Origin of the sequence: Pseudomonas sp. TTU2014-080ASC (assembly GCF_001446935.1) — a bacterium.
In the GTDB taxonomy this organism is placed as follows: Bacteria; Pseudomonadota; Gammaproteobacteria; order Pseudomonadales; family Pseudomonadaceae; genus Aquipseudomonas.
The window spans coordinates 191,391-216,979 of sequence record NZ_LKKK01000001.1 but is presented as its reverse complement, the minus strand read 5'-3'; the positions used below and the strand labels follow the sequence as shown (position 1 = coordinate 216,979).

The 25,589-nt window shown below is 56.1% G+C and carries 20 protein-coding genes, 4 tRNA genes and 1 pseudogene; 5 read left to right on the top strand and 20 right to left on the bottom strand.

Annotated elements, in window-relative coordinates:
* Position 1: 1 nt before the first annotated feature.
* Positions 2-307: pseudogene (locus AO726_RS01010) on the top strand (hypothetical protein); the annotation flags it as partial.
* Positions 308-482: 175 nt separating this feature from the next.
* Here AO726_RS01010 and AO726_RS01005 read toward each other — a convergent pair.
* The 9 genes from AO726_RS01005 to AO726_RS00970 form a co-directional block, all read right to left on the bottom strand.
* Positions 483-1,067: a hypothetical protein gene (locus AO726_RS01005; protein ID WP_152987211.1), complete on the bottom strand. Its 585-nt coding sequence runs from the start codon at positions 1,065-1,067 to the stop codon at positions 483-485.
* Between the two features lie 11 nt (positions 1,068-1,078).
* A complete protein-coding gene (locus AO726_RS01000) occupies positions 1,079-3,829 on the bottom strand; it encodes an RHS repeat-associated core domain-containing protein (RefSeq protein ID WP_058066186.1) in 2,751 nt (916 codons plus the stop codon).
* A gap of 51 nt (positions 3,830-3,880) precedes the next feature.
* Complete coding sequence (locus AO726_RS21370) at positions 3,881-4,408, bottom strand: RHS repeat protein (RefSeq protein ID WP_241492034.1); 528 nt, start codon at positions 4,406-4,408, stop codon at positions 3,881-3,883.
* Between the two features lie 1,134 nt (positions 4,409-5,542).
* On the bottom strand, positions 5,543-6,307 hold the full coding sequence (locus AO726_RS00995; RefSeq protein WP_058067056.1) for a CPBP family intramembrane glutamic endopeptidase: 765 nt from the start codon (positions 6,305-6,307) through the stop codon (positions 5,543-5,545).
* A 230-nt stretch (positions 6,308-6,537) separates the two neighbouring features.
* Positions 6,538-7,329 carry an ABC transporter permease gene (locus tag AO726_RS00990; RefSeq protein WP_058066185.1) on the bottom strand — a complete coding sequence of 264 codons (792 nt, stop codon included), beginning with the start codon at positions 7,327-7,329 and terminating at the stop codon, positions 6,538-6,540.
* Positions 7,330-7,348: 19 nt separating this feature from the next.
* Positions 7,349-8,083, bottom strand: a complete 735-nt coding sequence (locus AO726_RS00985) for an ABC transporter ATP-binding protein (protein WP_058066184.1) — start codon at positions 8,081-8,083, stop codon at positions 7,349-7,351.
* Complete coding sequence (locus AO726_RS00980; protein ID WP_058066183.1) at positions 8,080-9,045, bottom strand: YVTN family beta-propeller repeat protein; 966 nt, start codon at positions 9,043-9,045, stop codon at positions 8,080-8,082. The genes AO726_RS00985 and AO726_RS00980 overlap by 4 nt, the downstream gene beginning before the upstream one ends.
* A 65-nt stretch (positions 9,046-9,110) precedes the next feature.
* Positions 9,111-10,265 carry an ABC transporter substrate-binding protein gene (locus AO726_RS00975; RefSeq protein ID WP_446737408.1) on the bottom strand — a complete coding sequence of 385 codons (1,155 nt, stop codon included), beginning with the start codon at positions 10,263-10,265 and terminating at the stop codon, positions 9,111-9,113.
* A 172-nt stretch (positions 10,266-10,437) separates the two neighbouring features.
* Positions 10,438-11,412 (bottom strand): nuclear transport factor 2 family protein, encoded by a 975-nt coding sequence (locus tag AO726_RS00970; protein WP_058066181.1) that lies wholly within the window; start codon positions 11,410-11,412, stop codon positions 10,438-10,440.
* Between the two features lie 250 nt (positions 11,413-11,662).
* Between AO726_RS00970 and AO726_RS21080 the strand changes: the two genes are divergently transcribed.
* Genes AO726_RS21080 through AO726_RS00955 form a run of 3 tightly spaced genes read left to right on the top strand, consistent with a single transcriptional unit; the run spans position 11,663 to position 14,004 of the window.
* A complete protein-coding gene (locus tag AO726_RS21080; protein ID WP_058066180.1) occupies positions 11,663-12,100 on the top strand; it encodes a hypothetical protein in 438 nt (145 codons plus the stop codon).
* Positions 12,101-13,357 (top strand): HAMP domain-containing sensor histidine kinase, encoded by a 1,257-nt coding sequence (locus AO726_RS00960; RefSeq protein ID WP_058066179.1) that lies wholly within the window; start codon positions 12,101-12,103, stop codon positions 13,355-13,357.
* The gene (locus AO726_RS00955) at positions 13,354-14,004 is read left to right on the top strand and encodes a response regulator transcription factor (protein WP_058066178.1); all 651 of its coding nucleotides are present in this window, start codon (positions 13,354-13,356) and stop codon (positions 14,002-14,004) included. Before AO726_RS00960 ends, AO726_RS00955 begins: the two co-directional genes overlap by 4 nt.
* A 247-nt stretch (positions 14,005-14,251) precedes the next feature.
* Here the strand turns inward: AO726_RS00955 and rimO are convergent, their stop codons facing one another.
* The 6 genes from rimO to AO726_RS00925 form a co-directional block, all read right to left on the bottom strand.
* Positions 14,252-15,574 carry a 30S ribosomal protein S12 methylthiotransferase RimO gene (rimO, locus tag AO726_RS00950; protein WP_058066177.1) on the bottom strand — a complete coding sequence of 441 codons (1,323 nt, stop codon included), beginning with the start codon at positions 15,572-15,574 and terminating at the stop codon, positions 14,252-14,254.
* Between the two features lie 227 nt (positions 15,575-15,801).
* Entirely contained in the window at positions 15,802-16,350 is a 549-nt protein-coding gene (locus tag AO726_RS00945) for a cytochrome b (protein WP_058066176.1), read from the bottom strand.
* 83 nt (positions 16,351-16,433) lie between these two features.
* Positions 16,434-17,708 carry a virulence factor family protein gene (locus AO726_RS00940; RefSeq protein WP_058066175.1) on the bottom strand — a complete coding sequence of 425 codons (1,275 nt, stop codon included), beginning with the start codon at positions 17,706-17,708 and terminating at the stop codon, positions 16,434-16,436.
* Positions 17,709-17,715: 7 nt separating this feature from the next.
* Complete coding sequence (mprF, locus tag AO726_RS00935) at positions 17,716-20,352, bottom strand: bifunctional lysylphosphatidylglycerol flippase/synthetase MprF (RefSeq protein ID WP_058066174.1); 2,637 nt, start codon at positions 20,350-20,352, stop codon at positions 17,716-17,718.
* Between the two features lie 160 nt (positions 20,353-20,512).
* Positions 20,513-20,589 (bottom strand) — tRNA-Met (locus AO726_RS00930).
* Positions 20,590-20,698: 109 nt separating this feature from the next.
* Positions 20,699-20,775 (bottom strand) — tRNA-Met (locus tag AO726_RS00925).
* Positions 20,776-21,091: 316 nt separating this feature from the next.
* On the opposite strand from AO726_RS00925, the gene AO726_RS00920 reads away from it, so the two are divergent.
* The gene (locus AO726_RS00920) at positions 21,092-23,161 is read left to right on the top strand and encodes an LTA synthase family protein (RefSeq protein ID WP_058066173.1); all 2,070 of its coding nucleotides are present in this window, start codon (positions 21,092-21,094) and stop codon (positions 23,159-23,161) included.
* Between the two features lie 93 nt (positions 23,162-23,254).
* On the opposite strand, the gene AO726_RS00915 is transcribed toward AO726_RS00920, so the two are convergent.
* The 5 genes from AO726_RS00915 to mobA all read right to left on the bottom strand — a co-directional run bounded on the left by AO726_RS00915 (position 23,255) and on the right by mobA (position 25,572).
* Positions 23,255-23,331, bottom strand: a tRNA-Met gene (locus AO726_RS00915).
* 176 nt (positions 23,332-23,507) lie between these two features.
* Positions 23,508-24,350 (bottom strand): endonuclease, encoded by an 843-nt coding sequence (locus AO726_RS00910; protein ID WP_058066172.1) that lies wholly within the window; start codon positions 24,348-24,350, stop codon positions 23,508-23,510.
* Between the two features lie 131 nt (positions 24,351-24,481).
* Positions 24,482-24,558: transfer RNA gene (locus AO726_RS00905), tRNA-Pro, on the bottom strand.
* 132 nt (positions 24,559-24,690) lie between these two features.
* Positions 24,691-24,912: a YgdI/YgdR family lipoprotein gene (locus AO726_RS00900; RefSeq protein WP_058066171.1), complete on the bottom strand. Its 222-nt coding sequence runs from the start codon at positions 24,910-24,912 to the stop codon at positions 24,691-24,693.
* Positions 24,913-24,996: 84 nt separating this feature from the next.
* Positions 24,997-25,572, bottom strand: a complete 576-nt coding sequence (gene mobA / locus AO726_RS00895; RefSeq protein WP_058066170.1) for a molybdenum cofactor guanylyltransferase MobA — start codon at positions 25,570-25,572, stop codon at positions 24,997-24,999.
* Positions 25,573-25,589 lie beyond the last annotated feature (17 nt).

The following is a 25,589-nucleotide window of genomic DNA, read 5'->3' as shown; positions in this document are numbered from 1 at the left end:
GTGGTTCTCGCTTTCAGAGGAAGGTCAGGCCTTTATCCTCGAATTGCGCGACCAGTACGAACAACTCTGGCTGCAAGTCCTCACCGAAGCCAAAGAAGCCGGCTTTGTCAAAGCCGATCCTTTTATCCTGCGCCGCCTGCTGATGGGCGCACTGAGCTGGGCCACCACCTGGTTCCGCCCCGAAGGCCCGATGCTGCTGGATCAGCTGGCGGAAGAGGCGCTGCATATGGTGTTGAAGGAAGGGCGAGGTAGGTTTGGGGGATATGTAGCGCTGTACCGACGTGAACACCCAGCTGGCCTAACGTGACACCTTGAACCGAAAAAGTCTGAACGGCCTGCTGGGGGCGATAAAGTAGAACTAACGGGCTGCCAAAGTGGAAGCGATAAAAGAATATTGAATTTCTTACAAGGATTTTGTTGGCACCCCACGTGGGATCTGCAGTTTCTAGAGGTAGGTGGAGTGCCATACTTACTTGGTGGGCTTATGCCTCTGCGAGAGGGCAAATAATTATTGAGTCTCCGTCCAAGGCATCACACAAGAAAAACTCCTTGCGCCCCTTAAGATTTTCTCTGTTTGAGACCTCACTTTTTATAACTCCAAGTATTCTCGTGGAACGGCCAGCTCTGAGGGTTTTTGCAATCTCAATTGGCGTGGCCTTACGGATGTCTGCTAGAAATATTGGGTTGCCAGCTAAAAGTGTATAGTCATGATTTTCTAAAAATTTATCTCCTACCTTTGAGTATCCTGCCTCACATAACATGAATGCTTGCTTTTTTTCAGCGCATAAGTCTTGAATGAGCCGCGCAGCGTCCTCTAGGCATTCAACTCGCTCAACCCACTTTCCAGATACATCCTGTCGAATATCCAGCAGTTCATTTATTGAGTCGCCTGGATTTGATTTCGCAATCAAAGAGAAGTCGGCATTATCAGGGAAAATTATAATTGCCTGATCTAATTTGAGCTTGTCACTGGAAGCTAGAAGCCCAATTCCCTCAGCCGCAGAGATCCGTTCTAAAATATGGTCTGTCCACGCGGCAGACGTCTCAGATACAAGAATTCTATTCATCGTCATCAACCTTACTGTGGCGTCCAGCCATTGCCGTAATTATCCCAACGTTTGCCAGTTGGATCCGTATATGTGACGTGAGGATCCTTTCCTGGAGGGTGGGTCCTATCGTCATGGAGTGATTCGCCAGAGCTAGGGTTATACCAAGCCCCCTCTCTAGAACCTGGAGTACCCTTACCGCGCCATTCCCAACCCTCACCAGGTGGCTGAGTTGGATCCTTAGGCACAGATGGTGGGTTGTCTGGTTGGTCCGACGACTCATTAAATAGCTTGTCGCCTAGGTACCAACTCAATCCGGCTCCGATACCTGCACCAATGACACCACCTACTAAGGTCCCTACGCCAGGGCATATCGCTGTTCCGGCTGCTGCCCCTGCCTCTGCGCCAGGTGCAGTAAGTACGCTTAATCCTCTTGGATCCGTGTATCTATGCGGGTTCCCCAACACATATCCATAAGTATTCAGCCCCGCCTTGAGCCCCATCGGATCGCTCTCGACATAGCGCCCAGTCTGCGGGTCGTAATCGCGGAAGTAGTTGTAATACAGCCCGCTTTCACTGTCGTAGTACTGTCCTGGGAAGCGCAGATTAATTGCGCTCAAGCCGCTGCCGGGTGCCTCGACTGCACTGCCTTCACCAAACGCATTGGATTTCCAGCGCCAGACTTCTTGGCCTGCATGGTTAGTAGCCAGCCGTGGTGTGTTGAGGTGGTCAGCGTGCAGGTAGAAGGCGGTGGTTGAGGTCACAGCGCCCAATGCATCGTAGTTAATGCTCAGACCGCCAATAGGCATGCTGTCGAGCCACAGGTAGTACTGGCTGCTGAGTTTTGTGCCGGTGTTGGTGTAGTGGGTTTCGCCTAGCAGTTGGCCATCTGGGCCGTAAAGAAATGTGGTAATTCCACTGCTGGTGATCTTGTGGGTACGTTGGCCGAGGGCGTTGTAGCTGTATTCGGCGACCACATTGCCGGAAATCCTGACTTTGCTTAAACGCCCTTGCGCGTCGTACTCCAGTTGGCGGGTGGCGCGGTCTTGAGTCAGGTTTCCTGCGGCATCGCTGGTGACTGGCTGGCTGTCGATTGCGGTCAGGCGGTTGCTGTTTGTGGCGTAGCTCAACGCGGTGGCCGTGCTGCTTAGCGGCTGACCATTGCTATCTAGCTCAGTGACGGTTTTACCTGTGCGGTTGCCGACTGCGTCATAAGCGTATTCCTGGCGCCCGCTGCTGTGTTCTTCCTTAGTCAGGCGGTCGAGTGCGTCATAGTCATAGGCTAGGTCGCCGAACATGCCGCTTTGCAGGGTCTGGATATTGCTGTTGGCGTCATAGCTGTAACTGGCTTGCCATGTCGTGCCGACATTTTGTTGTGTAAGCCGGTAATCCTGATCGTAGGTGCGGGTCAGGGTCAGGCCATTGGCCCAGCTCAGGCTCTTAAGTGGACCGAATGGCGCATAGCTCAAACCGCTGGCAAATGAGGCCGGTGGCTGCTGGCCGATCACAATATTGACGGCTGTTACCTGCCCGCCTGCATTACGCGGGAACTGCACCGCAAAGCCGGCAGGATAGGTGATGCCGGTCAGCTGATTGGCTGCATCGTAGGCGTAGGTGAGGCTGTCGTAGGTGCTATTACCTGCCACCTGCACTGAACGAATCTGCTCTATCAGATTGCCCCGTGCATCGTACTGATAGCCAATCAGGCCGCTGGCATCCTGTTGAGCGGTGAGCCTGCCAATGCCGTAATTGCCATTGCTGGTCATGTCGTAGCTGTATTGCACATTAAGTGCAGGTGTAGCCGGGTACTGCTTGTGAGTCAGGCGATTCAGCGCATCGTAGGTGTAGGTTGTTACCACACCACGCGCATCGGTCTTGCTGATAACGTTACCGGCTGCATCGTGACTGTAGAGGGTGGTGCCGCTGTCGGGGCTGATCTGTTTGGTCAGGTTGCCCAGGCCATCGTACTCATACTGGGTGACGACACCGCGAGGATCAGTCACCTGCGTGAGGTTGTCCTGAGCGTCATAAGACAAGGCGCTCACGCCATTCAGCGGATCAGTGCTGGATACCAGCCGATCAAGGGCGTCGTAGCTGCTGGTTGTGCTCTGTGATTTGGGCGTGGTGCTGAGGGTGGGGTTGTCGTTGAGGTCGTAACCGAATTGGGTCGTCTGGCTGGCCGCACCAATTGAACGCAACAACCGCCCAAGCTCGTCATACACCCAACTTTGCTGCTGAGTCAGTGTGCTGCTGGCGTCTTTCAAGCGCTGGGCAGTGCGATTGCCCATGGCGTCGTAGTCGTACTCGACCGACTCGCCTAGGTTATTGGTGATTTTGGTTAAGCGGCGTGCAGCGCTCCAGGTGTATTGCAGCCAACTGCCGTCACCACGGATAACCTTGGTGATCTGGCCAATGGCATCGTGCTCAAAGCTGGTGGTGCTACCAGCAGTTGTGCTGGATGTCAGCCATCCTTGCGGGCTGTAGGTCAGGGTTGTAGTGACGCTGTTCGCGTCGACAACTGTCTGCGGGTTACCCAGTGCATCAAAGTTGGATAGCTGGGTTGTATGCCCGAGCGCATTGGTAACTTGAGTGAGTCGGCCCTGAGCATCATAGGCATAGGTGGTGACGTCACTTACATCGGTACGTGGGCCGTTAGCTGTTTCGATCAAGCCAAGGCTGTTGTAGGTGTAACTCCAGCTGCGATCAGCGGCGTGAGAGAGCGCAGAGCCTGTTGAGGCAGTTATGATCAAGCTGAGCAGACTTATAAGGCGCAGTATATTCATTTGATTCAGTTCCCTCTGCAATCAACGTGGTGTAATTGTTTGGCTGAGCTTCTACCCTTGTGTGTTGTAGGTATAACTTGTTATCTGATTTGGTTCGGTAATGCTTACAGGAAGAAACAGGGTAGGGTGCCATTCTGTGGTGATGGTGCGAGCTTGAGGTGTGCCCGCTGCTTCGGTGCGAGAAATTTCTAGGTCGCGTTCGTTGTAATCGTAAGTCGTGAGATTACCTTTTTTATCAAGCTTGGTTTTTAGCAAGCCGCGATTATCGTAGGTGAAGGTTGAGTTGCTGTTGGGGCAAAAGCTCAGTGTTGTATTACCGCTAGGTTGATAGTCTGTTTCGAGCTGAAATTTATTACCAATGGCGAAGTTGATGGGGTTGTCTGCTTGTGTGCTGGGGCAGGAGTCGGATGGGCCTTTTTGTTTGAGGTAAGGCTCTGGAATTATGCAGTGACCATTAATTACCTGCTTGGGGAGATTGCACGATGTGTTGCATATGAGCCCTTCGTGGCCATATGGGCACGACTGAGATACTAAGGTGGCCCAGCCAGCATACTGATTTCCACAGGTTGGACAGTACATTGATGTATAGGCTCGATAACAACTGTAGTAAGTAGGTGCTACTTCGACGGTTAACAATGTCCAATGCCATGCTTCTTGGGGGGGGCGGTAACTGCTGTACATGCCGAAATATAGTCGCTATGTCGCGTTGGGGGTATACCTGACGGTTGCGTGTACCAATATGCAGCCCAATAAGTAACAGTCGATGCCGATGCGGTATTCACCCATATAGACAGTGCAACCATGCTGCATGCTATAAGCCTTTTAATAATAGTAAGAAGCATACGCATGCTGGATTTCTTAGGGTTAGTGAAGACTCGTGACCTAAAGCTGTAGAGAGTTCTCATATTCAGATCCTTTGAATTCGGAGCGTATTTAAATTTCCTATAACGCGAACCTACTCAAAATAGCTCGGGTGGTCTATAGGTGCTAGTGCGAGGGCCAAAATATGATGTGACTGTGATGAACGTAACAATAGAGAGCGCAGAGTATCAATTTATATTTTATGCCTACGTGTCTGGGCAATTGAAGTGTGGTTTAGAAGCGGCAAGGATTTTCTCGCTAAAACAATGCTTTAGTCGCTAAATTCTTGAGATTTTTTAAGATAAAGCAGAGGGGCACAGTTTGAGCCTGGTACCTAATAATCACCAAAATATTCTGCGAGTTGAACTTCAGTGCCGGCTGTGGCGTTATCTATGGTTCTCCAGTGTTTTCCTATATTTCGCTAATATGGGGGCGCTTCTTTTCAGGAGGTCTCTGTATTCTCCCAACAAAAAAGTCAGTAAGATCAATTGATTAGTGGGATAAGTCGAGTTCATTATTTGTGCACTACTAATCACTGCGCCCTGGGGTTCGTGACAGTAAGTGCCTCATATACCCGTTCACGTCGGCATATTTCCCCCTTCACAGACACCCTGCGAAGAGGGCCTGATCGCCAGGACTCTAATTTCAAACAATGATATCCATTCGCGGTTTTGTAGTTCTGCTTTGGTGCTGAATGTGCGGATTTCGTTTAAAGCTGGCCGTCCATCAGATGAAAAGTTGTGCTGTAGCGCAAATACAGGGGAGAAACGTTCCCAGTCGCTTCTGTAGATTCCATCGATAGTGAGCGGCGGATTAATCTGTGTTAATCCGCCTTGCATTCGTGTAGTGCCTCTAAGCCATCGGCAACCGCAGCGGATAGCTCAGCAGCAAGATGTGCAGAGTATTAACTGCCAGATGCACCGCTATCGCCAGGCTGATGCGGCCGCTGAAGTGGTACACCAAGCCGTAACCCAGCCCGGCAACGCCGGCGAGCAAGGCGAAGAGGGGGCTGAAGGGTAGGTGGACGGCTGCAAAAATAGCCGTGCTGATGCCGATGCCCGTCCAAGCGCCGAGCCAGCGCACCAATTGGGTTTGTAGCAGGCCACGGAAGAGCAATTCCTCAGCCAGTGACACCACGCCTAGATTGACTAGCAGCCACAAGCCTAAGCCTTCCGGCCGCTTGGGTTGCCAGCCGACCAAGCCGGTGCTCAGTGCAAGTAGGGGCACTGCAATTAAAGTGGCGAGGGCGACCAAGGCGGTTTGTTTAGGATTACTCAGCGTTTTGCGGGGTTGGCCTAGCCACCAGGCCAGCAGGATTATTCCAGCGGTCAGTTTGTCCCAGCCAAACCTAAGGCTATAAGGCGGCGCATCATCACTGAGTTGGCGTGCAGGCCAGAGCGTGATGCTGCCAAACCCCGGTAGCAAATGAAATACCAACGCTGCGCAGCCGAGCAAAGCCAGCAGCCACCAAACACCCGTCGGCAGGGATTTCTCACCCAGTAAGAGCAGAGCGCTGAGCAACACCGCCAGTGCTAACCCAGTCGATTGAATGAAGCCAAGTCCATAGCCGAATGCCAGGCAGAGCATTGGCAGAACGAGGCGGAATTGTAGGGACAGCAGTGGTGTATTGGGATGAGTCATTGCGCGCTCCAGAACAGGTGATTGGCAAGCGGATCGCTTGAGCGCAATAAGTGCGTGGGAGCGTTGAGTGTGGATGTGTCGAGTTCAGCCGTCGGTAAACAGAAGTGCAGCGCCATACAACCTCCTTTTGTAAGCGCTCCACCGTACCGCGTTGATCGCAGTTTTGTCATGCCAGGGATGTGTTGCCTGAGCTTTTCGTACAGAACCTACGAGCCCTTTCTCAGCGCCGCATGCTGCGGGTTAAACGTCACTACCGCCAATGTAGCGAACAGCAGCGTCAGTCCCACGCAAATCCCCAGCGCCATGCCATTCACCCGTTCATACAGCGCATAGCGCACCAGTTCAGTGGCGTGGGTGAAGGGGTTGATGGAGCACAGCCAGTACAGCCATTCGCTGGCTTCCTGCATCTTCCACAGCGGATACAGCGCAGATGACAGAAAGAACATGGGGAAGATGACGAAGTTCATCACCCCGGCAAAGTTTTCCAGCTGGCGGATGCCGTTGGACAGCAGCAACCCCAGCGCGCTGAGCAGCAGGGCGACTAGCAACAACGCAGGCAAAGCAGCCAGCAGACCCCACGCAGGCGGTTGCACGCCATACAGCCAGGCAATGCCGAGAAAGGCATAGACCTGCAGCAGCGAGATCAGGGCGATGGCCAGCAGCTTCGCGCTGAGCAAGAAGGCTCTTGGCAACGGGCTGGTGAGCAGCACGCGCATGCTGCCCATTTCCCGGTCGTAGACCATGGACAACGAGCCTTGCATGCCGTTGAACAGCAGAATCATGCAGGCCAGGCCTGGCACGATGTAGGTTTCATAGGTGATGTAGGTGTCGTACGGGGCGATGATGGCGATGCCCAGCGCAGCACGAAAGCCAGCTGCAAACACCAGCAGCCACAGCAACGGTCGCACCAGTGCGCTGAGAAAGCGGCTGCGTTGCAGGACGAAGCGCAGCCATTCGCGCAGCACGATGCCTTTGAGGCAATACCAGTAGGCATTCATCACAACACTCCGGACATCATCATGCGGCAGGCTTAGGGTTAGCGGTCAGGCGGGCGAAGCTGGCGGCCAGATCGGTTTCGCCTTCCTCACGAATGCTCTGCACTGTGCCTTGCGCTACCAAGCGGCTGCGATTGAGCAGGAACAGGGCGTCGCTGTCGTGGATTTCATCCAGCAGGTGAGTGGTCCACAGTACGGCTAGGCCGCTGTCGCTGCACAGTTGGCGCACGTGCTGGTTGAGCGCTAAACGGCTGGCCGGGTCGAGGCCGACGCTGGCTTCATCCAGAAGCAACAATTGCGGGCGGTGTAGCAGGGCACGGGCGATTTCTACGCGGCGACGGTGGCCGCCGTTAAGGTCGCGCACTTTTTCTTTACGTCGCTCGCTGAGTTGCTGGCGCTCAAGTTCTTCATCAATGCGAATCTGCGCCGCTTTGCGGCCGATCCCGTGCAGCGCTGCGTGATAGTGCAGGTTATGCTCGACGCTTAAATCCAGATCCAGCGTGCTTTGCTGAAACACCACACCCAGTTGCGCCAACGCCTGGCGCGGTTGTTTACGCAGGCAGTGGCCCATCACCCGAATCTCGCCCTGTTGCAGGTCGTAGAGGCGGGTGAGCAGGGCAATAAGCGTGGATTTACCCGCGCCGTTGGGGCCGAGCAGGGCGGCGAAAGTACCGGGCGCAACGCTGAAACCCACGTCTTGCAGAGCAAGGCGTGGGCCATAGGCGAAGCGGATGTTATCCAGCTCCAGTGCCATCATGGGGTGACAACCACGCCCCATGGGTAGCGCCCGACTTTGATCGACTTGATCACTTTCAACGAAGCCACATCAATCACCGATACGTCGCTGCTAACGCCATTGGTGGTCAGCAGGTATTTCTGGTCCGGGGTGAATGCCATGTGCCACACGCGGCGGCCAACCAGCAGGTAATCGAGTACTTCATAGGTTTTGGCATCGACCACGGCAACGTGGTTAGCCGGGCCGAGCGCGACAAAGGCGTACTTGCCGTCTTTGCTCAGCTTGACCCCAACCGGCTGCACTTTGTCAGGGTGGACGCCTTTGATGGCGAAGGTCATGACTTTTTCGATCTGGCGAGTCGCAACGTCAATGATGCTGACGGTGCCGCCGATCTCTGCCGAAGCCCACAGGCGCTTGCCGTCCAAATCAAATTCGACATGACGCGGGCGTTGGTCAACCAGGGTGTTGTCCACCAGTTGTTGGGTGCTGGTGTCGATCCAGTGCAGCATGTTGGTGGTTTCGCTGGTGTTCACCGCCCACTTGCCATCCGGGCTGACGGCCATGCCTTCCGGTTCTACGCCGACATCGATCTGTGCCAGCACTTCGTCAGTCTGGGTATCAACGACGGTAGCCAGGGCATCGTCTTCGTTGGAGATGTACAGCCAGCGGTCATTCGGGTGCAGGGCGAACTGCTCCGGGTCTGCGCCGGACGGCAGTTCTTTGATGATCTTACGGGTGGCGAGGTCCATCACCTGCACGCGGTCGGAGTCACTGGCGCAGATGTACAGCAACTTGTTGTCGCTGGACAGCAGCAGGCCGCGCGGACGCTGGCCGACCGGAATGGTTTCGGTGACTTCCATCTTGTCCATGTCGATGACGGTGATGCTGTCGTCTTTCTCGTTGGACACATAGGCCGTGGCCGCCAGGGCAGCACTGCTGGCCAGAGTCAGGCCGATGCTCAGTGCGAGTGATGTCAGACGCATGGGGTTTATCCTCTTGTTCTAGTCGGGACTGCCCAGTGCGGGTGGCGCTGGGCAGGTGCAGGGGTTCAGGCCTGATCGGCCAGGTTGCAGGTTACTTCCGGCTGATCAAAGCCGAGGCTGTCCAACTCGCTGGTGGGATGGAGGAAGCCGTCTTGCGGTGAAGTGGTCACCAATGCACGGGGATGCACGACCGGGATTGGTTGGCGCAACTGGCCATTCCAGCTGCGGAAGCTCAATTTGCGGCCCTTGAAGCCATCCAGCGGCAGGTCGTTGCTCAGGGACAGTTGGCGAATGGCCGGAGCATCGGTGCTGCGCAGTTTGGTCACGGCGCTGGCGATGCTGCGTACGCCGATCCAGGCGGCGAAGTCGCGGTCGTTCATCCAGCGTTTAGCGTGGGCTTCAAAGCGCTTTTGCAGTTGGGCAGCACCGTAGGTTTCCACGGTTTTGTGCCAGCCGGTCGGCGTCAGGCCTTGGGTGCCCGCTACTGGGCGCGGGAACCAGGTTTGATAGGGCACGTACTCGCCGAAGTCGCTACGCTCATCGGCCACTACCACCACGTCGTATTCGGCGGTTTGGGTGAACAGCGGCATTTCTGATTGGGCGCTGCGACGCTGGTCGTTATCAAAGCTCCAGGGCTTTTCCGCCACAATCTTGTGACCGAAGCGTTTGGCGGCGCGTTTGAGGGCAGCGGCGTATGCCTGATCGTCTTCAGTGGGGCCGACAATTAGCAGCCAGCGATTCCATTTGCGCACATTAAAAAACTGCGCCAGGGCATCGGTCAGCATGGCGCGGCTGGGCAGCGTGTGCAGCACGTTGGCCAGGCATTGCTGCTGACGCAAGCCGTCGTCCGGGCTTCCGGCGTTGACCAGTAAGCTGTCGGGCAAGGCTGCGCTGAGTTCGCGCAAGGTGGCGGCGGGGGCGTTGACCACAAACAGACGCAGGCCATCCGCGTGTTGTTTGCGGGCGGCTTCGATCAGCGCGGCGCTGTCGTCACTTTCAGCGACTTCAAGCTGATAGCTGTGCTTGAGAAATCGGCCAGTACTGTTGCTGTCGGTGATGGCCAGTTCGGCACCGCGCAGGCCGGCATCTTCCGGCTCGGGAATGACGTTGGAGAGCAGCGGGCCGGTATCCGGTGTGTACCCCAGATAGCCAATACGCACCTGCAATTCGTTTGCACTGGCAGTCATCGCCAGTCCGAGGCTGGTGGTGAGGCAGAGCATTAAACGGCTGAACGAATGCATGAGACGACTCCTGAATAGGGTGTCGCCAGCATAGGAAGCCCACCGGGCTCGGGAAATATGCCCAAGGTCGCGCCGGGTTCCTACTAAGGTAGTAAATCGAAGGGGGCGAAAAACCTGTCGCAAAGTGTCAGCAACAGGCGATTGACAGGCTTCAGTCGCTCAGTTGGCGAATGTCCAGGCGCAGGTTGTGGATGCGAGCGGCACCGTCTTTTATGTTCAGCGTGGCATGCTCGTGTAACTCAAGTGGTTGGTGTTCGCCGGCGCTTTGCAGCTGTTCCTGAATGACGGTAAAGGCGAGGATGTCTTCACCGGTACTGATCAGTTCGGAATCGCCACGCTGGTAGCGGTAGTCGCTGGCTTGTTCGAAGGTTTTTTGCCAAAGCGCTTGTAGTTCATCGCGATTCAGGCGTTGCCAGTTTGTGGTTTGCGGCAGGCGGATGTGGATTTGGGCGTCCTCATCAACGGCGGCCACCATGGCTTTGGCATCACGTTTGTTCGCCGCTGCGTTACTGGCGGCAAAGAGCTGCCGGATCAGCTGTTGTTCATCTTCGCTGGGTGCTTTGGCTTTGCCGCTGCCTTCAAGCTCATCTATGAACTGCCGGGCGGTTGCATGGCCACCAGCCTTTGCTGCCGTGCGGATCCAGTGCAAGCCTTCGCTGCTCTGGCCTTCTTCATAAAGCTGTTTGCCCAATTGCCATTGCGCTTCGGTGTTGTCACCTTCGGCTGCGCGTGTGTACCAGGTGCGGGCGGCTTGCTTGTCGATCGCGGTGCCCAGTCCGTTTTCGAGTGCGCGGGCTACTTCATACATGCCGATTGCATCGCCTGAGTCGGCCGCCTGCTGATACCAGAACAGGGCTTTTTCCAGATCGGCCTTGGTGCCTAAGCCCGCTGCGTACATGTTGCCCAGATTCAGCATGCCCTGATGATTACCGGCATCGGCCAGCGCCTGATAACGCTCCAGGGCCTCTTCAAACTCGCCCATTTTGTAGACCGCATAGGCTTCGAGAACCTGGATCATTTCCCGCGCAACGCGCTCCTGATCACCGTCATTCGGGGCGGCAGACAGTGGTGCGGCGAGCAGGGCGGTTGCCAGTAAAAGGGGGAAACGCAGAGGCACGGGACGCATGGTGGAGTCTCACAACAGAAGCGACAGCTTTTACGGTAGCAGTCTGTGTTGGAGCGGTCTTTGGGTCGAAGGTGGTAAAGGCTTGGGACTAAAGTTGGGGCTCAGGCGTTATGGGTGAGTGGACAAGCGGCGTTGTGGTCGGAGCTGTTTGTCTAAAGTACCTTAGAGTCAGTACCAAGGTAGTAATCCATGCCTTGACCTGGCTGCTTAGCATGGGCACATCCCAACAAGAAGAAAATAGGTGCTTCCCATGCGTACATTTAAGGCCCTTATGCTGCCGGTGCTGCTGATTGTCAGCATGATTGGTGTCGACAGTCTGCAAGCTGCAGGTGATCTGACTCGTCGTTCCGTGTCGCTGCCGGATTTGGTTCTGGGTAGCGAAGAGAACGACTACAGCATGACCCAGACCGAATATCAGCTGGAAACCGGTAAGGCGTATCAGCTGAAGATTATCTCCACTGGGCAGAAGGAATATGCCTTCCAGGCACCGGAGTTCGCGACCTCGATCTTTATGCGCAAAGTAGAAGCCGGTGGTGTGGAGATCAAGCTGATCACCCTGACTGAGCTGGAGTTTGAAGACGCCGGTGAGGCCGAAATCTTCTTCGTGCCGATCAAACCGGGCAAGTTTCCGTTCTACGCCAAAGGCCTTGAGAAGAAAGGCATGCTGGGCCATTTCGTGGTCAAGTAAGTGTCTGCTTTAAGACGTCTCTATCTGCTGGTGACCATCGTTTTTATGGTGGTCACCAGTGTTGCGTTGCTGCTGCTGACCCGCCAAGCCCGCGAGGATGTGCTGCGCGAGGTGCAGGCGGCCGAGTCAGTTGTCGGCTATCTGCATCAATCTCTGCAGCGTGATCCTGAGTCGCTGAGCCCTGAGCTGATTAGCAACCTGCGCCACATACGGGTGCAATGGCAGGATGAGCCTGTCGCGCAGCCAGAGTCTGCGTTTGAGGCTTGGGTTATTCACTACATCTTTGCCATTGATACTCAGCCGCGTGTCGTCGACATGCCGGATGGGCGTAGTTTGCGCATCAGTGTCGACCCGGCAGATGAGATCGAAGAGGTATGCGACTCTCTGCTGCAGTTGCTGTGGCTGAGCCTGTTTGCCCTGGTGTTCAGTTTGCTCAGTATTCGCTGGGCGGTGCAGAGTGGCCTGCAGGTACTTGACGAGCTGCTGAGTGGACTGCAGCAGGTCAGTGAGGGGCAGTTGGATGCGCGTTTGCCGGTTCACAGCGTGCTTGAGGCGCGGCGCTTGGCTGCACATTTCAACTCGATGGCAACGACACTGCAGAAGGTGCAGTCCGACAATACAGCGTTGACCCAAGCGCTGATGGCTTTGCAGGAACGCGAACGGGCACGGCTTGGACAGACTCTGCATGATGATCTGGGCCAGTACCTCAGCGGTATTCGCGCGCAGGTCTGCCTGCTGCGCGCTGTCTCAGATAATCCAGAGCAAGTGCGTTGCACCGCGCAGCAACTGGAGGTGCATACCCAGCGCCTGCAGGAAGGCTTTCGCGGTCTGATCCGTGATCTGTATCCGGTGATGCTGGAGCATCTGGAGCTGGAAGAAGCGCTGCAGCTGCTCAGCAACAACTGGCAGGAAGCAACCGGTATCCGTTGCCGGGTGATGGTCGGCCAGCATTTGCCGCGGTTGCCTTTGCCAACCAAAGCACACCTGTACCGTCTTATTCAGGAAGCGCTGACCAATGTTGCCCGGCATGCCGGAGCTAGTGAGGTTCGGGTTCGGCTGCAATGTCAGGGGCACAGGTTGCGTCTGTTTATCCGCGATAACGGCCGTGGCGCTGAGCAGCCGCTGCAGCCAGGCATCGGTTTGCGTTCTATGCAGGAGCGGGCGCGAAGTCTCGGCTCACAGTTACGTGTGCTGACGCGTCCGGGCGCAGGTTGCGCATTAACGCTCACACTGCCGTTAGAGGAGCACCAAGCATGAAAATTCTGTTGGTTGATGATCACGCAGTTGTTCGCCAGGGCTATGCCAGCTTGCTGCGGGCATTGCTGCCTGACGTGCAGGTTCGTGAGGCCTGTGACGGTGAGCAGGCGCTGCAAATGGTGCAGGATGAGATCCCCAATCTGGTCATCATGGATATTTCTCTGCCGGGCATCAGCGGGCTGGAAACCACACGCCGACTTCGTCAGCGCTTGCCGCAGCTGCGCGTGCTGTTCTTCAGCATGCACGACGAACTGCCGTTGGTACGTCAGGCATTGGATGCCGGTGCCTTGGGCTATCTGACCAAAACCTCATCGCCTGAAGTGCTGGTTGAGGCGGTCAGCCGCACGCTGGCCGGGCATCCTTATATCGAACAAACTCTGGCCACGCATCTGGCCTGTAACCCGCACAGTGAAGGTAGCAACGACCCACGCCTGCGCGGTATGACCCAGCGCGAATTCGAGATATTCGTAATGCTCGCCAAAGGTACGCCAAGCCAGATGATCGCCGAGAAGCTGTGCATCAGCAGTAAGACGGTCTCCAACTACCTGACCCTGCTTAAGAGCAAGCTGCAGGTCAGCTCACAGGCTGAGCTGGTGCATCTGGCGATTGATACCGGGGTGATCCGGCTGGGGCTTGAAAGCGCCTGAATCACGCGGCTTTGTGAGGGCCGTTGTAGGGTACGGTAAGCCTGTGCGGCAGGTTACCCACCATGGATTTTGGCTGTTTCATGATATGGGTGAGCTGCACGGGCGCTCGGTGGATAAACCGCTGCGAGGTCTTATCTCACCCTACAGGAGCCGTCCTCTGGATGCCCTTGAAATACCGCTGGAGCGACTAATCCGCAGACCCAAAAAAACCGGCACATGGCCGGTTTTTTGTTAAGTGCAATGCTGCTCAGATCAGCTCAGCCCACATGTCGTACTCATCGGCATCAACGATGCGCACGCGGACTTTATCGCCCGGTTTAACCGCTGTGGTTTCAATAAATACGCTGCCGTCGATTTCCGGTGCGTCGGCGTAGCAACGGGCAACAGCGCCCTGATCGTCCACTTCGTCGATCAGCACTTCCATCTCTTTACCGACTTTCAGCTGCAGGCGTGCAGTGCTGATGGCCTGCTGGTGCGCCATAAAGCGATCCCAGCGGTCTTGCTTCACGTCATCCGGGACTGGGTTGTCCAGCAGGTTGGCCGGAGCACCATCAACCGGCGAGTATTGGAAGCAGCCCACGCGATCCAGCTGGGCTTCGGTGAGCCAGTCCAGCAGGTACTGGAAGTCTTCTTCGGTTTCGCCGGGGAAGCCGACAATGAAGGTGGAGCGGATGGTTAGCTCAGGGCAGATTTCACGCCACTTCTTGATGCGGGCCAGGGTTTTGTCTTCAAAGGCCGGGCGCTTCATGGCCTTGAGCACTTTCGGGCTGGCGTGCTGGAAGGGGATGTCCAGGTACGGCAGGATTTTGCCGGCAGCCATCAGCGGGATCAGTTCATCCACGTGCGGATATGGGTACACGTAGTGCAGGCGCACCCAAACCCCCATGCTCGACAGCGCTTCGCACAGTTCGGTCATGCGGGTTTTCACCGGCTGGCCGTTCCAGAAGTCGGTCTTGTACTTCATGTCCACGCCGTAGGCGCTAGTGTCCTGAGAAATCACCAGCAGCTCTTTGACGCCAGCCTTAACCAGGCGCTCAGCCTCGCTCAGCACTTCGCCAACCGGACGGCTGACCAGCTTGCCGCGCATGGACGGGATGATGCAGAAGCTGCAGCTGTGGTTACAGCCTTCGGAAATCTTCAGGTAGGCGTAGTGACGCGGAGTCAGCTTGACGCCCTGCGGTGGTACCAAGTCGATCAGCGGGTTGTGCTCGGTGCTTGGCGGTACCACTTCGTGTACAGCATTCAGCACTTGCTCGTACTGCTGCGGGCCACTGACGGAGAGCACGCTCGGGTGCACTTCACGGATGGAGCCTTCTTCCACACCCATGCAGCCGGTGACGATTACCTTGCCGTTTTCCGCAATCGCTTCACCGATCACCTCAAGGGATTCGGCCTTGGCACTGTCGATAAAACCGCAGGTGTTGACCACAACTACATCGGCGTCCTGATAGGTCGGCACCACTTCGTAGCCTTCCATGCGCAGCTGGGTGAGGATGCGCTCGGAGTCAACGAGGGCTTTGGGGCAGCCGAGCGAAACAAAGCCGACTTTAGGTGTGGTGGGGGTGGACATCAGGTGAACCTCGGGCGCGTACGGGGGATGCTGGGCGCTTGTGCGCCTCTGATCAAAAAGTGCGCAATTCTAGCGATGCTGGCCCGGCATTTCCAGCGCCTTATGGCCAGATTCATGTGGCTGCGACGGTTAGTCCGTTGCCATCTTCGCAGAGGCCGATGCGCTGGCGTAGTGAGCGCTTCGGTGATGGCAGTGTGGAAGTCCACCATCACCGTTAACGATGCGCCTTATTTGCCTGGCAGCATGCGGGTCAGGGTGTCGTCGCGCAGAATGTGGTGGTGAACAACTGCTGCCACTGCATGCAGGCCGATAAGCCAGTAGCCGATCACGCCGCCGAGTTCATGCCATTCCTTCAGGTTGCCTGCGAGATCGGGGTTTTTGCCAATCAATGCGGGAAGTTCCAGGCCGAAGAACGGGATCGGCTTGCCTGCGGCGCTCAGTACCAGCCAGCCTGCCAATGGCAAACCAATCATTAGTGCGTACAGCGCCAGATGCATCAGTTTGGCGGGCACCGCCTGCCAGTTGGGCAGAGCCGGGGTAATGGGCGGAGCAGGGCGGATCAGCCGGGCCAGCAGGCGCAGCCAGACCAGTGCAAACACGCTCAGGCCCAACATGAAGTGCCATTGTTTGAGCAGCTCACGGGTGTCGCTGCCTTTGGGGAAGTTCCCTTTCAGTTCGATACAGGCGTAAACCGCAGCAATTAGCAGCAACATCAACCAGTGCAGGCTGATGGAGAGCGTGCTGTAGCGGGTAGATCGTTGAGTAAGTATGGACATCACGGTTTCCTCGGTATCCCGCACGAAGCGGCGGGCTTACCGGGAAGAGTAGCCCCGCGGGCTTAATTCAATGTTAAGGCAGATCAATAGTTGGCAGTCTGCACTTGCCTTTGCTTGATGGCTTGCAGGAGGCGCTCAGCCAGTGCCGGGTAGTTTTCATCAAAGTGGTGCCCGCCCGGCAAGCGTAACTTTTCACCTGTGGCAGTAGGCTCGGTGCAGCCGCTGGTTGATGCCTCTTCTTCGCCGTAGATGCACAGCACTTTAGCGGCAGGCAGCTTGCTCATTTCCGGTGCGGTGCGGGCTTCTTGGCCTGTTGCACCAAGCCAGCCTTTGACCTCCACCTGGAAACTGCCGCTGCGGGCAAAGGCCATCAGTAAAATGGCGTCGACTTGCTGCTGGTCTGACGGTGGTAAGCGGTTGTAGAGGGCAGGCAGAACATCGGCACCAAAAGAAAATCCGGCCAGAACAAAGCGCTGAGTTCCCCATTGTTCACGGTAGTGCTGCATCAGCCGGCTGAGGTCAGTGGCGGCCTGTTCGGGGCTTTTGTGCTGCCAGAAATAACGCAGTGAGTCGATGCCGGCTACCGCGTAGTTGCGTTTGGACATTTCTTCAGCCACGGCTTTGTCCAGGTCGCGCCAACCGCCGTCCCCGGAATAGAACAGCGTCAGAGTCTCGGCGCGTTGTCCACTGCTGTCGATTTCCACGACCGGAATTTCATCACCCTGACCTGCAAGCAGATCGCTTAGGCGTTGTTGCAGTAAATCCGGCAGGCTGGTGCTGTACTCGCTGATCGTGGTTTGGGCATTGCTTTGGTCGCGAACAAATCGTGCGCTGGGATCGTCCGGGTTGTTATTCCAGGCTGCAAACCATTGCCCGTGGGCGGCTTTTGGAGGCAGGGGCAGAGCGCAGTCAGGTTGTTTCAGGCTAAAGCCGACTGAAAGCGCCTGGACGTTTTCATTGTTCTGCATGGCCAGCCACCGCCAGGCGAAGGCGGCACCTTGGCCGATCCCCGCGACCAGCGTTGGATGCCCGCCTAGCAGGCTGGCGGCACCCTGAGCGCGTATTTGCTGGGCCTCGCAGTCGTTATCCGGCAGGCTGAACTCAACCAGTTGCGCGCCGCTGTCTTCGGCCAGTTGCAATAGGGCTGAGTCATCCATCCGCGCGCTGTCTTCTGCAGCCAGCAGCACGCGGGCCTTGGGTGTATCGCCGGAAATCGCGACTGTCACCTGGCTGCCATCAGCCAGGCGCTTATGTTCGATCCGTGCCTGGCGGTTGTCGGCATAGTGGAGTAGCAGTGTGGCGATAAGCAGAACTGTGAAGGCCAGGGTGAGCGTCAGATTGCGGGTGGGTTTGAGCATGCCGTCCTCAGCGTTTTACCAGTCCGGTATAGCCCCCTGCGATCAGGGTGGCTGTATCAGCCAGTGCAACTAATGGGTCTAGTCCCGCTGGGACGGCCATGTAGCGTGGCTCCCATTCGGGTTGGAACTTGTCCTTGAAGTGGCGTAGACCCTTGAAGTTATAGAACTGTTCGCTGCGCTGAAAAATTATTGAGCCGAGGCGCTGGGTGAGCGGTGCGCCACGGCGCAGTTGCAGGCCGGACAGCGGCACCATGCCTAGGCTGAAACGCTTGTGCCCGCTGGCTTTGTAATGCAGTAGCAGGTTGATGATGAGAAATTCCATTGTCTGTTTCGGGGCATCAGGATGCACGCGCATCAGGTCCAGGCTGGCCAGTTCGCGGCTTGAGGTTTCCAGCAGATTGGCAAAGGCCACTGGCTGGTCTTCGAGGCGGATCACTGCGATGCGGAAGTGCTCAAGGTAATGCGGATCAAAACGGCCTAGCGAGAAGCCTTTCTCACGTACTTGCTTGCCTTTCATCCAGGCATCGGAAATAGCTTTCAGGCTGTCCAACGGTGCCTGGCCTGGCTCGTAAATCTCTAGGCAGAGGCCGTCACGCTGGCCCCGGTTGAGGGTGTAGCGCAACTCTTTCATCGCTTTGCCCTTGTCTTGCAGGTCAAAACGCTGCAGGTCGACGCGGGCCTCTTCGCCCAACTTCAAGGCAGTCAGGCCGATGTCCATGTAATAAGGCAGATTCTCCGCGCGGATTTGGTAGAACACTGGGCGCAGGCGATAGGTGTCGCACAGGTCGCGGAATTGCCAGATAAGTTCGGCGCGGCAGGCGGCAGCACCGATCGGATCAAACAGGGCGATCAGACTGCGACCGTGGCGGGCAAACATCAGAAATGACTCATGATCGGGATGCAGCAGCAGCGCTTTGTCTCCGGTCAGTGCCAAGGCACCATCCGGTTGATCAGAGCCCGCGACGATTTTTGCGGCCTGCTGCAATTCCTCGGGTGTGGCGAGGTGGATAGTCATTTGCACAGGTTTGAGCAGCCACAGCAGGGCGATAATTCCCAGTAACAGGCCACAGCCCAGTGCAGCCCGGAGCGTGCGCGGGGCATCACCGTTCAGCGCAAACTGCCAGAACAGTTCATTGGAATAGGGCACGTTCTGATAGACGAACAGGGTCAGCCATAGGGAGGCTCCCAGCACACACAGGCAAGCCACCAGATTGCCCCGTGAGGCGGGCATTTCCAACAGACGGCTGGGTCGATAGAAGGACTGTCGGAAGATGATCAGCAGGATTGCGGTTAGCAGCATCAGGCTTGCTTCTTCCCAGTCGAATCCTTTGAGGATGGACAGGCCAGCCCCGCTGATCAACAAAATGACCGTCAGCATCCACGCTGCAGAGAGGCGTCGACGCAGGCCGTGGGCAAGCAATAAGCAGAGCATGCCGACGAGGCTGGCTGCCAGGTGTGAGAAATCGATCAGTCGGTGCGGAATGAGGAAGCTCAGGTACTCAAGGCGCTCATCCGCAGCGGGGGTTGCTCCGGACAGAATCAGCACAACGCCTGAGCCAAACACCAGCAAGGATAAGATCGCAGCCGCCAGCCCGGAAGTGGCCCGCACAGCTTGTCGCCCGGCCGGAATTAAGCGCTTGGCCTCATTGGTCAGCAATAGCATGCAGGCAATGACCAACGGCAAACCGATGTAGATCAGCCGGTAAAGCAGCAAGGCAGCGGCCAGTGGCGCGGGCTCAAGCGGACCGCTGAAGGCCGCGAGCAGGACGGCTTCGAATACACCGATGCCGCCAGGTACGTGGCTGAGCACGCCAGCCGCCAGTGCCAACAGGTACACCATTAAAAAAGCTGGAAGGGGTGGGGCCTCTGGCAGCAGCAGATACAGGACGCTGGCCGCAGCACAGACATCAAACAAGGTAATCAGCAGTTGTGCTGCCGACAGCTTGAGGCCGGGCAAGCGCACGCTGCGTTGGCCGAAGCGCAAGTTCACGTAGGGCCTAGGTGCGGATGCGGCTTCACGGAAACGGCTCAGCCAGAAAATTCCTCCGGCGCACAGCAGTAGAACGCCCAGTCCCAGGGCTTTAACTGTGGATGGCGGAAGATGCAGGGCTAACCCGGCTGCTTGCGGATTAATTAGTGCCGCTGCGGCTGCCAGTGGTGGTAGCGCGCAGCCCAGTGCAAGGCTGACGAACACCGTAATGCGGGCAATATCGCCGGTACTGATGTTGTAGCGGCAGTACAGGCGATAACGCACCGAACCACCGGTCAGCACTGAGAAGCCAATGGCGTTGGCGATGGCACTTGCGCAGAAGTTGCCCATGGCCATAGCGCGCCAGGGCAGCGTCACACCGGTGAGGCGCAGGGCTGACCATTCATACCCGAGCAGGGCGATATAACTGATTGCAGCAGCACCGGCCGCCGCCAGCAGCGTGCCGCTGGGGACATCAGAAATTGCGCCGCGCAAGGCGTCTGGGTCAAGTTCGCGGAGAAGATGCCAGCAGGCAAAAAGGCCGAAGCCGAACAGCAGAAGGGTGAGTGCGAGGCCGATGGCCTGGCGGTAAGTGCTTAGGTGATCAAGCCACCGTGAAGGTTTGTTTTGCTCATTGTCTGGGGATGCATCAGAAAGCTGAACCTTACCGCCCATGAACCACCTCGTGTCGAGTTGGCCAAAGAGCATGTGGGTGATGGTGATAACTTCCAAGCCCCGACAAGAGAAATACGACTGCCGGTATCCCGCGTAGCTGACTATTTGGACGAGGGAGTCAGAAACAAAAAAGGCCACTCATTGAGTGGCCTTTTAAATTTGGTTGCGGGAGCCGGATTTGAACCGACGACCTTCGGGTTATGAGCCCGACGAGCTACCAGACTGCTCCATCCCGCGCCGGCCATTCTATAGAGATATGCTTTTGTGTCAAGCAAAATATCAGTCGAATCAGATATTTAGAAAATCGAGGCAAAAAAAAGCCACTCATTGAGTGGCTTTCGGAATTTGGTTGCGGGAGCCGGATTTGAACCGACGACCTTCGGGTTATGAGCCCGACGAGCTACCAGGCTGCTCCATCCCGCGGGCCGAATCATACGCGTCTCACAATGAGAGTCAAGTTTTTATAGCCAAATCATTCATTTAGATACTTAGGCAGCGGTTTTTCCGAACACTTTGTGCGGCTGCACTTGTCCGCATGGGAGTTTCACTAATTTTTCACAGGCCAATCATTAGCATCGAAGCACCAGATTTCGCTGGAGCGCCTAAGCTCAGGCGAGTCCCTTAAAAACGGCTGAATCCTGCATTTGGTCGGAAGTGCTGCACGCGTCGGCACTTAGAGCGGTAGTTCTAAGTCATATGCCGTTCTCACTATTTTCCCATTCATTGTCTGAAGCTTTTTATGCCGAATCCATCCAATACAGAGCATGTAAGTTCTGAGCATGTAAAGATCCCTACAGTTCGCTCCCATATGGCCTTCGTGTTGGGCAGCGCCTTGCTACTTATGGTTGTTCTGAGCCTGTTGCGTCTGGCTCTGTTGGTCTACAACCGGGACATGATTCTCGATACGCCGGCCAGCGTTGTGCTCGAAGGTTTTGCTAATGGCCTGCGTTTTGATTTGCGCCTGACCACGTATCTGCTGATTCCGCTGCTGCTGGCATTGTTCAGCGCACGGGCAATGGCAGCGCGGGGCGTGATGCGGGCCTGGCTATTGGTCACCATCAGTGTGGTGATCTTTCTAGGTTGCCTGGAGCTGGACTTCTATAAGGAGTTCCATCAGCGCCTCAATGGGTTGGTCTTCCAATATATAAAGGAAGATCCGAAAACCGTTTTAAGCATGATTTGGTACGGCTACCCGGTCGTGCAGTACCTGGTCGCGTGGGGTGTGGGCACGCTCGGCCTGCACTGGCTGTTGCTGCGCATTGACCGCATGACCTGGTGTGCGCGTCAGCCAGCAGCCGGGCAGACGTTGGTGGCTGGCTGGCCTGCCAGGATGGCAGTGCTGCTGTGCTGTGTGGTGGTGGCCACTCTGGCAATTCGCGGCACCCTGCGTCAGGGACCGCCAATGCGCTGGGGCGATGCTTACACCACTGATTCGCTGTTTGTTAACCAGTTAGGGGTTAACGGTACGCTGTCTCTGGTTGATGCTGCGCGTCAGTATATGGGCGAGGACCGCGACAGAATCTGGAAAAGCACGCTGCCAACCGAGCAGGCTCATCAGATTGTTCGCGAGATGCTGTTAACTGCTCAAGACACGTTGGTAGATGCGGACAAGGCACCGGTGCGCCGCGATACTCAACCGGTTGCTGATGGCACCTTGAACGTGCGCAATGTGGTAGTCATTCTGCTTGAAAGCTTTGCCGGACACTCGGTGGGCGCGCTGGGAGCCAAACAGTCGGTAACGCCTTACTTTGATGAACTGGCTAAGGAAGGGCTGTTGTTTAAGCGTTTCCTGTCCAATGGCACCCATACTCATCAGGGTATGTTTGCCACCATGGCCTGTTTCCCTAATCTGCCTGGCTTTGAATACCTCATGCAGACACCGGAAGGGGCGCACAAGCTCTCCGGTCTGCCTGCCGTGCTGCAGCCGCGCAACTACGATGATGTCTATGTCTATAACGGTGATTTTGCCTGGGATAACCAGTCTGGTTTCTTTGGTAATCAGGGCATGACCACCTTTATTGGCCGTAATGACTTTGTGAATCCGGTGTTCTCAGATCCTACGTGGGGAGTATCGGATCAGGATATGTTCGACCGGGCCTTGATCGAGCTGAAAAAACGTCAGGGTAAAGAGCCCTTCTATGCGTTGCTGCAAACCCTGTCCAACCATACTCCGTATGCCTTACCGACACCGTTACCGGTTGAGCCTGTTACCAATCGCGGCGGTCTTAATGAGCACCTGACGGCTATGCGCTATTCCGATTGGGCGCTTGGGCAGTTCTTTGAAAAGGCGCGTAAGGAGCCCTATTTCAACGACACGCTGTTTGTGGTGCTGGGTGACCATGGTTTCGGCAATGAGCAGCAGATTACCGGGATGGATCTGGGTCGTTTCAATGTGCCTTTGCTGCTGATTGCGCCGGGCGTGCAGGACAAGTTTGGTCGCGAAACCTCTGTCATCGGCAGCCAGGTGGATGTGGTACCAACCATTATGGGGCGTCTGGGCGGTGAGTACCGTCAGCAGTGCTGGGGTAGGGATCTGCTGAATTTGCCTGAAGGCGATCAGGGCTTTGCCATCTTTAAGCCGTCGGGCAGTGATCAGACGGTGGCGATGATTAAGGGCGATCAGATGCTTATTCAGCCTAAAGGCATGAAGGAACAGGCTTGGAGTTATCAATTCGGCAGTGAGCCGAAGGGCTCTCAGATTGAGGTCTCGGATCAAACCCTAAGCCTGAAGAAGCAGCTTGAAGCCTACGTGCAGAGTGCCACTGAAAGCTTATTGAGCGACTCAGCGGGTATTAAAGCCTCTGAATGATTGGCTTGTGCTCAGGTCGGTCTGCGGATCGGCCTGAGGAGGACAGACAAGCAGGCAATAAAAAAGGCCACTCATTGAGTGGCCTTTTGAATTTGGTTGCGGGAGCCGGATTTGAACCGACGACCTTCGGGTTATGAGCCCGACGAGCTACCAGACTGCTCCATCCCGCGGTCGCCATTCTAGTGTTTTACAGTTCTGTGTCAAGGATAAATTCTGAATATTTCTTTTTTATTCAGATGCTTAGGTGATTTTTAAGGTCGATCCAAGTCTGTTTAAATCGCCTGTAGGGCAGGTGAGCTGGGCGTTACAGCCAATCAGAGGGGTTGATTTTTGCGGAATAAAACAATCAGAAAAGTTTGATTAGTTGGGCGCTTCCAAATAGCACTGGGCGCATCAGAATCCTGTAGCTGTCTGCATCAAACGGTTGGACAGCTTGGGTTGAGGCTGTCCGGGCTTGCTGGGCGTCGGAGTAAGTGCCGAGGTAATGCCACTGGTTGATGACGTGGTAATCCTCCAAGTCCTCAAATGTCTCATGCAGGGCGATTGGGCCTGCGTAGGGCCAGTGGTGCACGATCCAGCCTTGCAGGGCTTGGCGCAGTCGGGCGTTATGGGTTTGCACGGTTTCGCCGCCGTAGCAGGCACCAGCGCATTTCCCTAGCTGGGCCCTGAAGCAAGGGCGGCTGTTCGGGCGCTCAATGCCCAGATGAGTAAGGCAGAGTTGGTACTCATCGGCTAATTTGAGCAGGGCTTGAGTGGCTGCCTTGCGGCTTCTGAACAGGCCGTAAAGTTCTGCACCACTGCTGAGGGAAGTGGTGTCGACGAGTTCGACGTTGTCGTTGACCAGTTGAATAGAACACAGACGGCGCTGGCGTCTGAGGCGCTTGTTGGTGAGCGGCTGGAGTTCTTTGATCAGGCGTGACTCGAGCAGAAGTGCGCCAATTTCGCCGGCGGTCTGGCGGTATTCAATGCGTCGGGCTTGCTGTAGTAGGCGGGCTTCTGCAGGTGTGCGCAGATGAGACAGTAGACGTGCGCGTATATCGATGCTTTTGCCGATATACAGGGGCAGGTCATTGTTGTCGCTATAAAACAGATACACACCTGGCGCTTTAGGCGCGGCCAGAACTTGCGAACGCAAGTGGTCGGGGTATTGGTAAGCGGCAGTGTTTGGGCGTTTAGTTGGAACACGCATGCCTAATTATAGGGTGCGAATGGCTGCTGACAGGGCTGCCGCTGATCTGGAAGCTGAGTGCCAGAAACGACAAAGCCCGCTTAAGCGGGCTTTGTGATATTCAGAAAAGCTAGTGTTGTCTGAACCTGAAATGGTCGGAGAGACAGGATTCGAACCTGCGACCTTCTCGTCCCGAACGAGACGCGCTACCAAGCTGCGCTACACTCCGAATGTGGGCGGCATTTTACCAAAAAACTTTTGTAGCACAAGGGGTTAGCTTTGATTTTTTCTATTACATGCACGTTGGTGCTTGTCAGAAATAATCAATCACCCGGTTGTGCCGGGTGATTGTGGGCTTCGATCAGAGTTCTTTTACGGTGCGAACCTGATCCTTGTTGATTTTGGCGCGCTTGCCGTCCAGTTGCTGGAATTCGTAGAAACCGGAGTCTTCATCGTAGACCGGCTCGTCGATTGTCTGAATCTCGCGACCGTCGTTCAGGGTGATGACCGCAGGTGAGGAGCAGCCTGCCAGCGTTGCCAGACCCAGTGCGACAAACATGGCTGGGATGAGTCGCTGATTCATTTTTTAGTGTCTCCTTATTGTTTAGAGCAAGGGTATATGCCCTATGATAAAAACTGTCTGGCAGAGTTCCCGGCTATGTAAAAACTATTTCACCGGGCTCAGGCTGTCCGGTGAGTTGAAGTTGTTGAGTCGTGGATCACCAGGCTGGCAGGTAACGAAAGTCGGCGAGTGCTGAGCAAACCAGCGTTGTGCACTGCGCTCGCCAGCATTCCAGGCTTCCTCCAGGTTGGCCGAGAGCGCTTTCGGTAGCAGGCAAAATAAGGGTTCGACCCATTCACCTTGGCGCACGACTACGGGCTGTGGGCCAACCTTCTGAATCAGTTGCTGGAGCAGATCCGCATCCACCTGCGGGGCATCGCATGGCAACACCAATATATGTGTGTGCCGGGCCTGACGCAGGCCAACGCGGATTCCAGCCAGAGGTCCTTCGAAGCTGGTTTGATCGTCGCTGAAAACGCGGTCTGCATAGGCCAAGTAACGCTCGTGATTGCGGTTGCAGGAGATGATCAAGTCATCGGTGAGCGGCCGCACCACATCATGAATCCAGGCCACCATCGGCCGGCTATGCCAGTGCATCAGGCCCTTGTCGCGTCCGCCCATACGTTGCCCGCGTCCGCCTGCCAGTAATAAAACAGATAGTCCGGAGAGGTGGTCGGACATGAAGCGTCTCCGCTAAA

Excerpts from the sequence above, each read along its gene's own strand:
- AO726_RS00985 (WP_058066184.1), bottom strand. The coding sequence starts at position 8,083 with ATGATGGCACTGGAGCTGGATAACATCCGCTTCGCCTATGGCCCACGC.
- AO726_RS00955 (WP_058066178.1), top strand. The coding sequence starts at position 13,354 with ATGAAAATTCTGTTGGTTGATGATCACGCAGTTGTTCGCCAGGGCTAT.
- AO726_RS21080 (WP_058066180.1), top strand. The coding sequence starts at position 11,663 with ATGCGTACATTTAAGGCCCTTATGCTGCCGGTGCTGCTGATTGTCAGC.
- AO726_RS21370 (WP_241492034.1), bottom strand. The coding sequence starts at position 4,408 with ATGTACTGTCCAACCTGTGGAAATCAGTATGCTGGCTGGGCCACCTTA.
- AO726_RS00970 (WP_058066181.1), bottom strand. The coding sequence starts at position 11,412 with ATGCGTCCCGTGCCTCTGCGTTTCCCCCTTTTACTGGCAACCGCCCTG.
- AO726_RS00945 (WP_058066176.1), bottom strand. The coding sequence starts at position 16,350 with ATGTCCATACTTACTCAACGATCTACCCGCTACAGCACGCTCTCCATC.
- AO726_RS00975 (WP_446737408.1), bottom strand. The coding sequence starts at position 10,265 with ATGCTCTGCCTCACCACCAGCCTCGGACTGGCGATGACTGCCAGTGCA.
- AO726_RS00900 (WP_058066171.1), bottom strand. The coding sequence starts at position 24,912 with ATGAATCAGCGACTCATCCCAGCCATGTTTGTCGCACTGGGTCTGGCA.
- rimO (WP_058066177.1), bottom strand. The coding sequence starts at position 15,574 with ATGTCCACCCCCACCACACCTAAAGTCGGCTTTGTTTCGCTCGGCTGC.
- AO726_RS00940 (WP_058066175.1), bottom strand. The coding sequence starts at position 17,708 with ATGCTCAAACCCACCCGCAATCTGACGCTCACCCTGGCCTTCACAGTT.
- AO726_RS01000 (WP_058066186.1), bottom strand. The coding sequence starts at position 3,829 with ATGAATATACTGCGCCTTATAAGTCTGCTCAGCTTGATCATAACTGCC.
- mprF (WP_058066174.1), bottom strand. The coding sequence starts at position 20,352 with ATGGGCGGTAAGGTTCAGCTTTCTGATGCATCCCCAGACAATGAGCAA.
- AO726_RS00980 (WP_058066183.1), bottom strand. The coding sequence starts at position 9,045 with ATGCGTCTGACATCACTCGCACTGAGCATCGGCCTGACTCTGGCCAGC.
- AO726_RS00990 (WP_058066185.1), bottom strand. The coding sequence starts at position 7,329 with ATGAATGCCTACTGGTATTGCCTCAAAGGCATCGTGCTGCGCGAATGG.
- AO726_RS00910 (WP_058066172.1), bottom strand. The coding sequence starts at position 24,350 with ATGCGTGTTCCAACTAAACGCCCAAACACTGCCGCTTACCAATACCCC.
- AO726_RS00920 (WP_058066173.1), top strand. The coding sequence starts at position 21,092 with ATGCCGAATCCATCCAATACAGAGCATGTAAGTTCTGAGCATGTAAAG.
- mobA (WP_058066170.1), bottom strand. The coding sequence starts at position 25,572 with ATGTCCGACCACCTCTCCGGACTATCTGTTTTATTACTGGCAGGCGGA.
- AO726_RS01005 (WP_152987211.1), bottom strand. The coding sequence starts at position 1,067 with ATGAATAGAATTCTTGTATCTGAGACGTCTGCCGCGTGGACAGACCAT.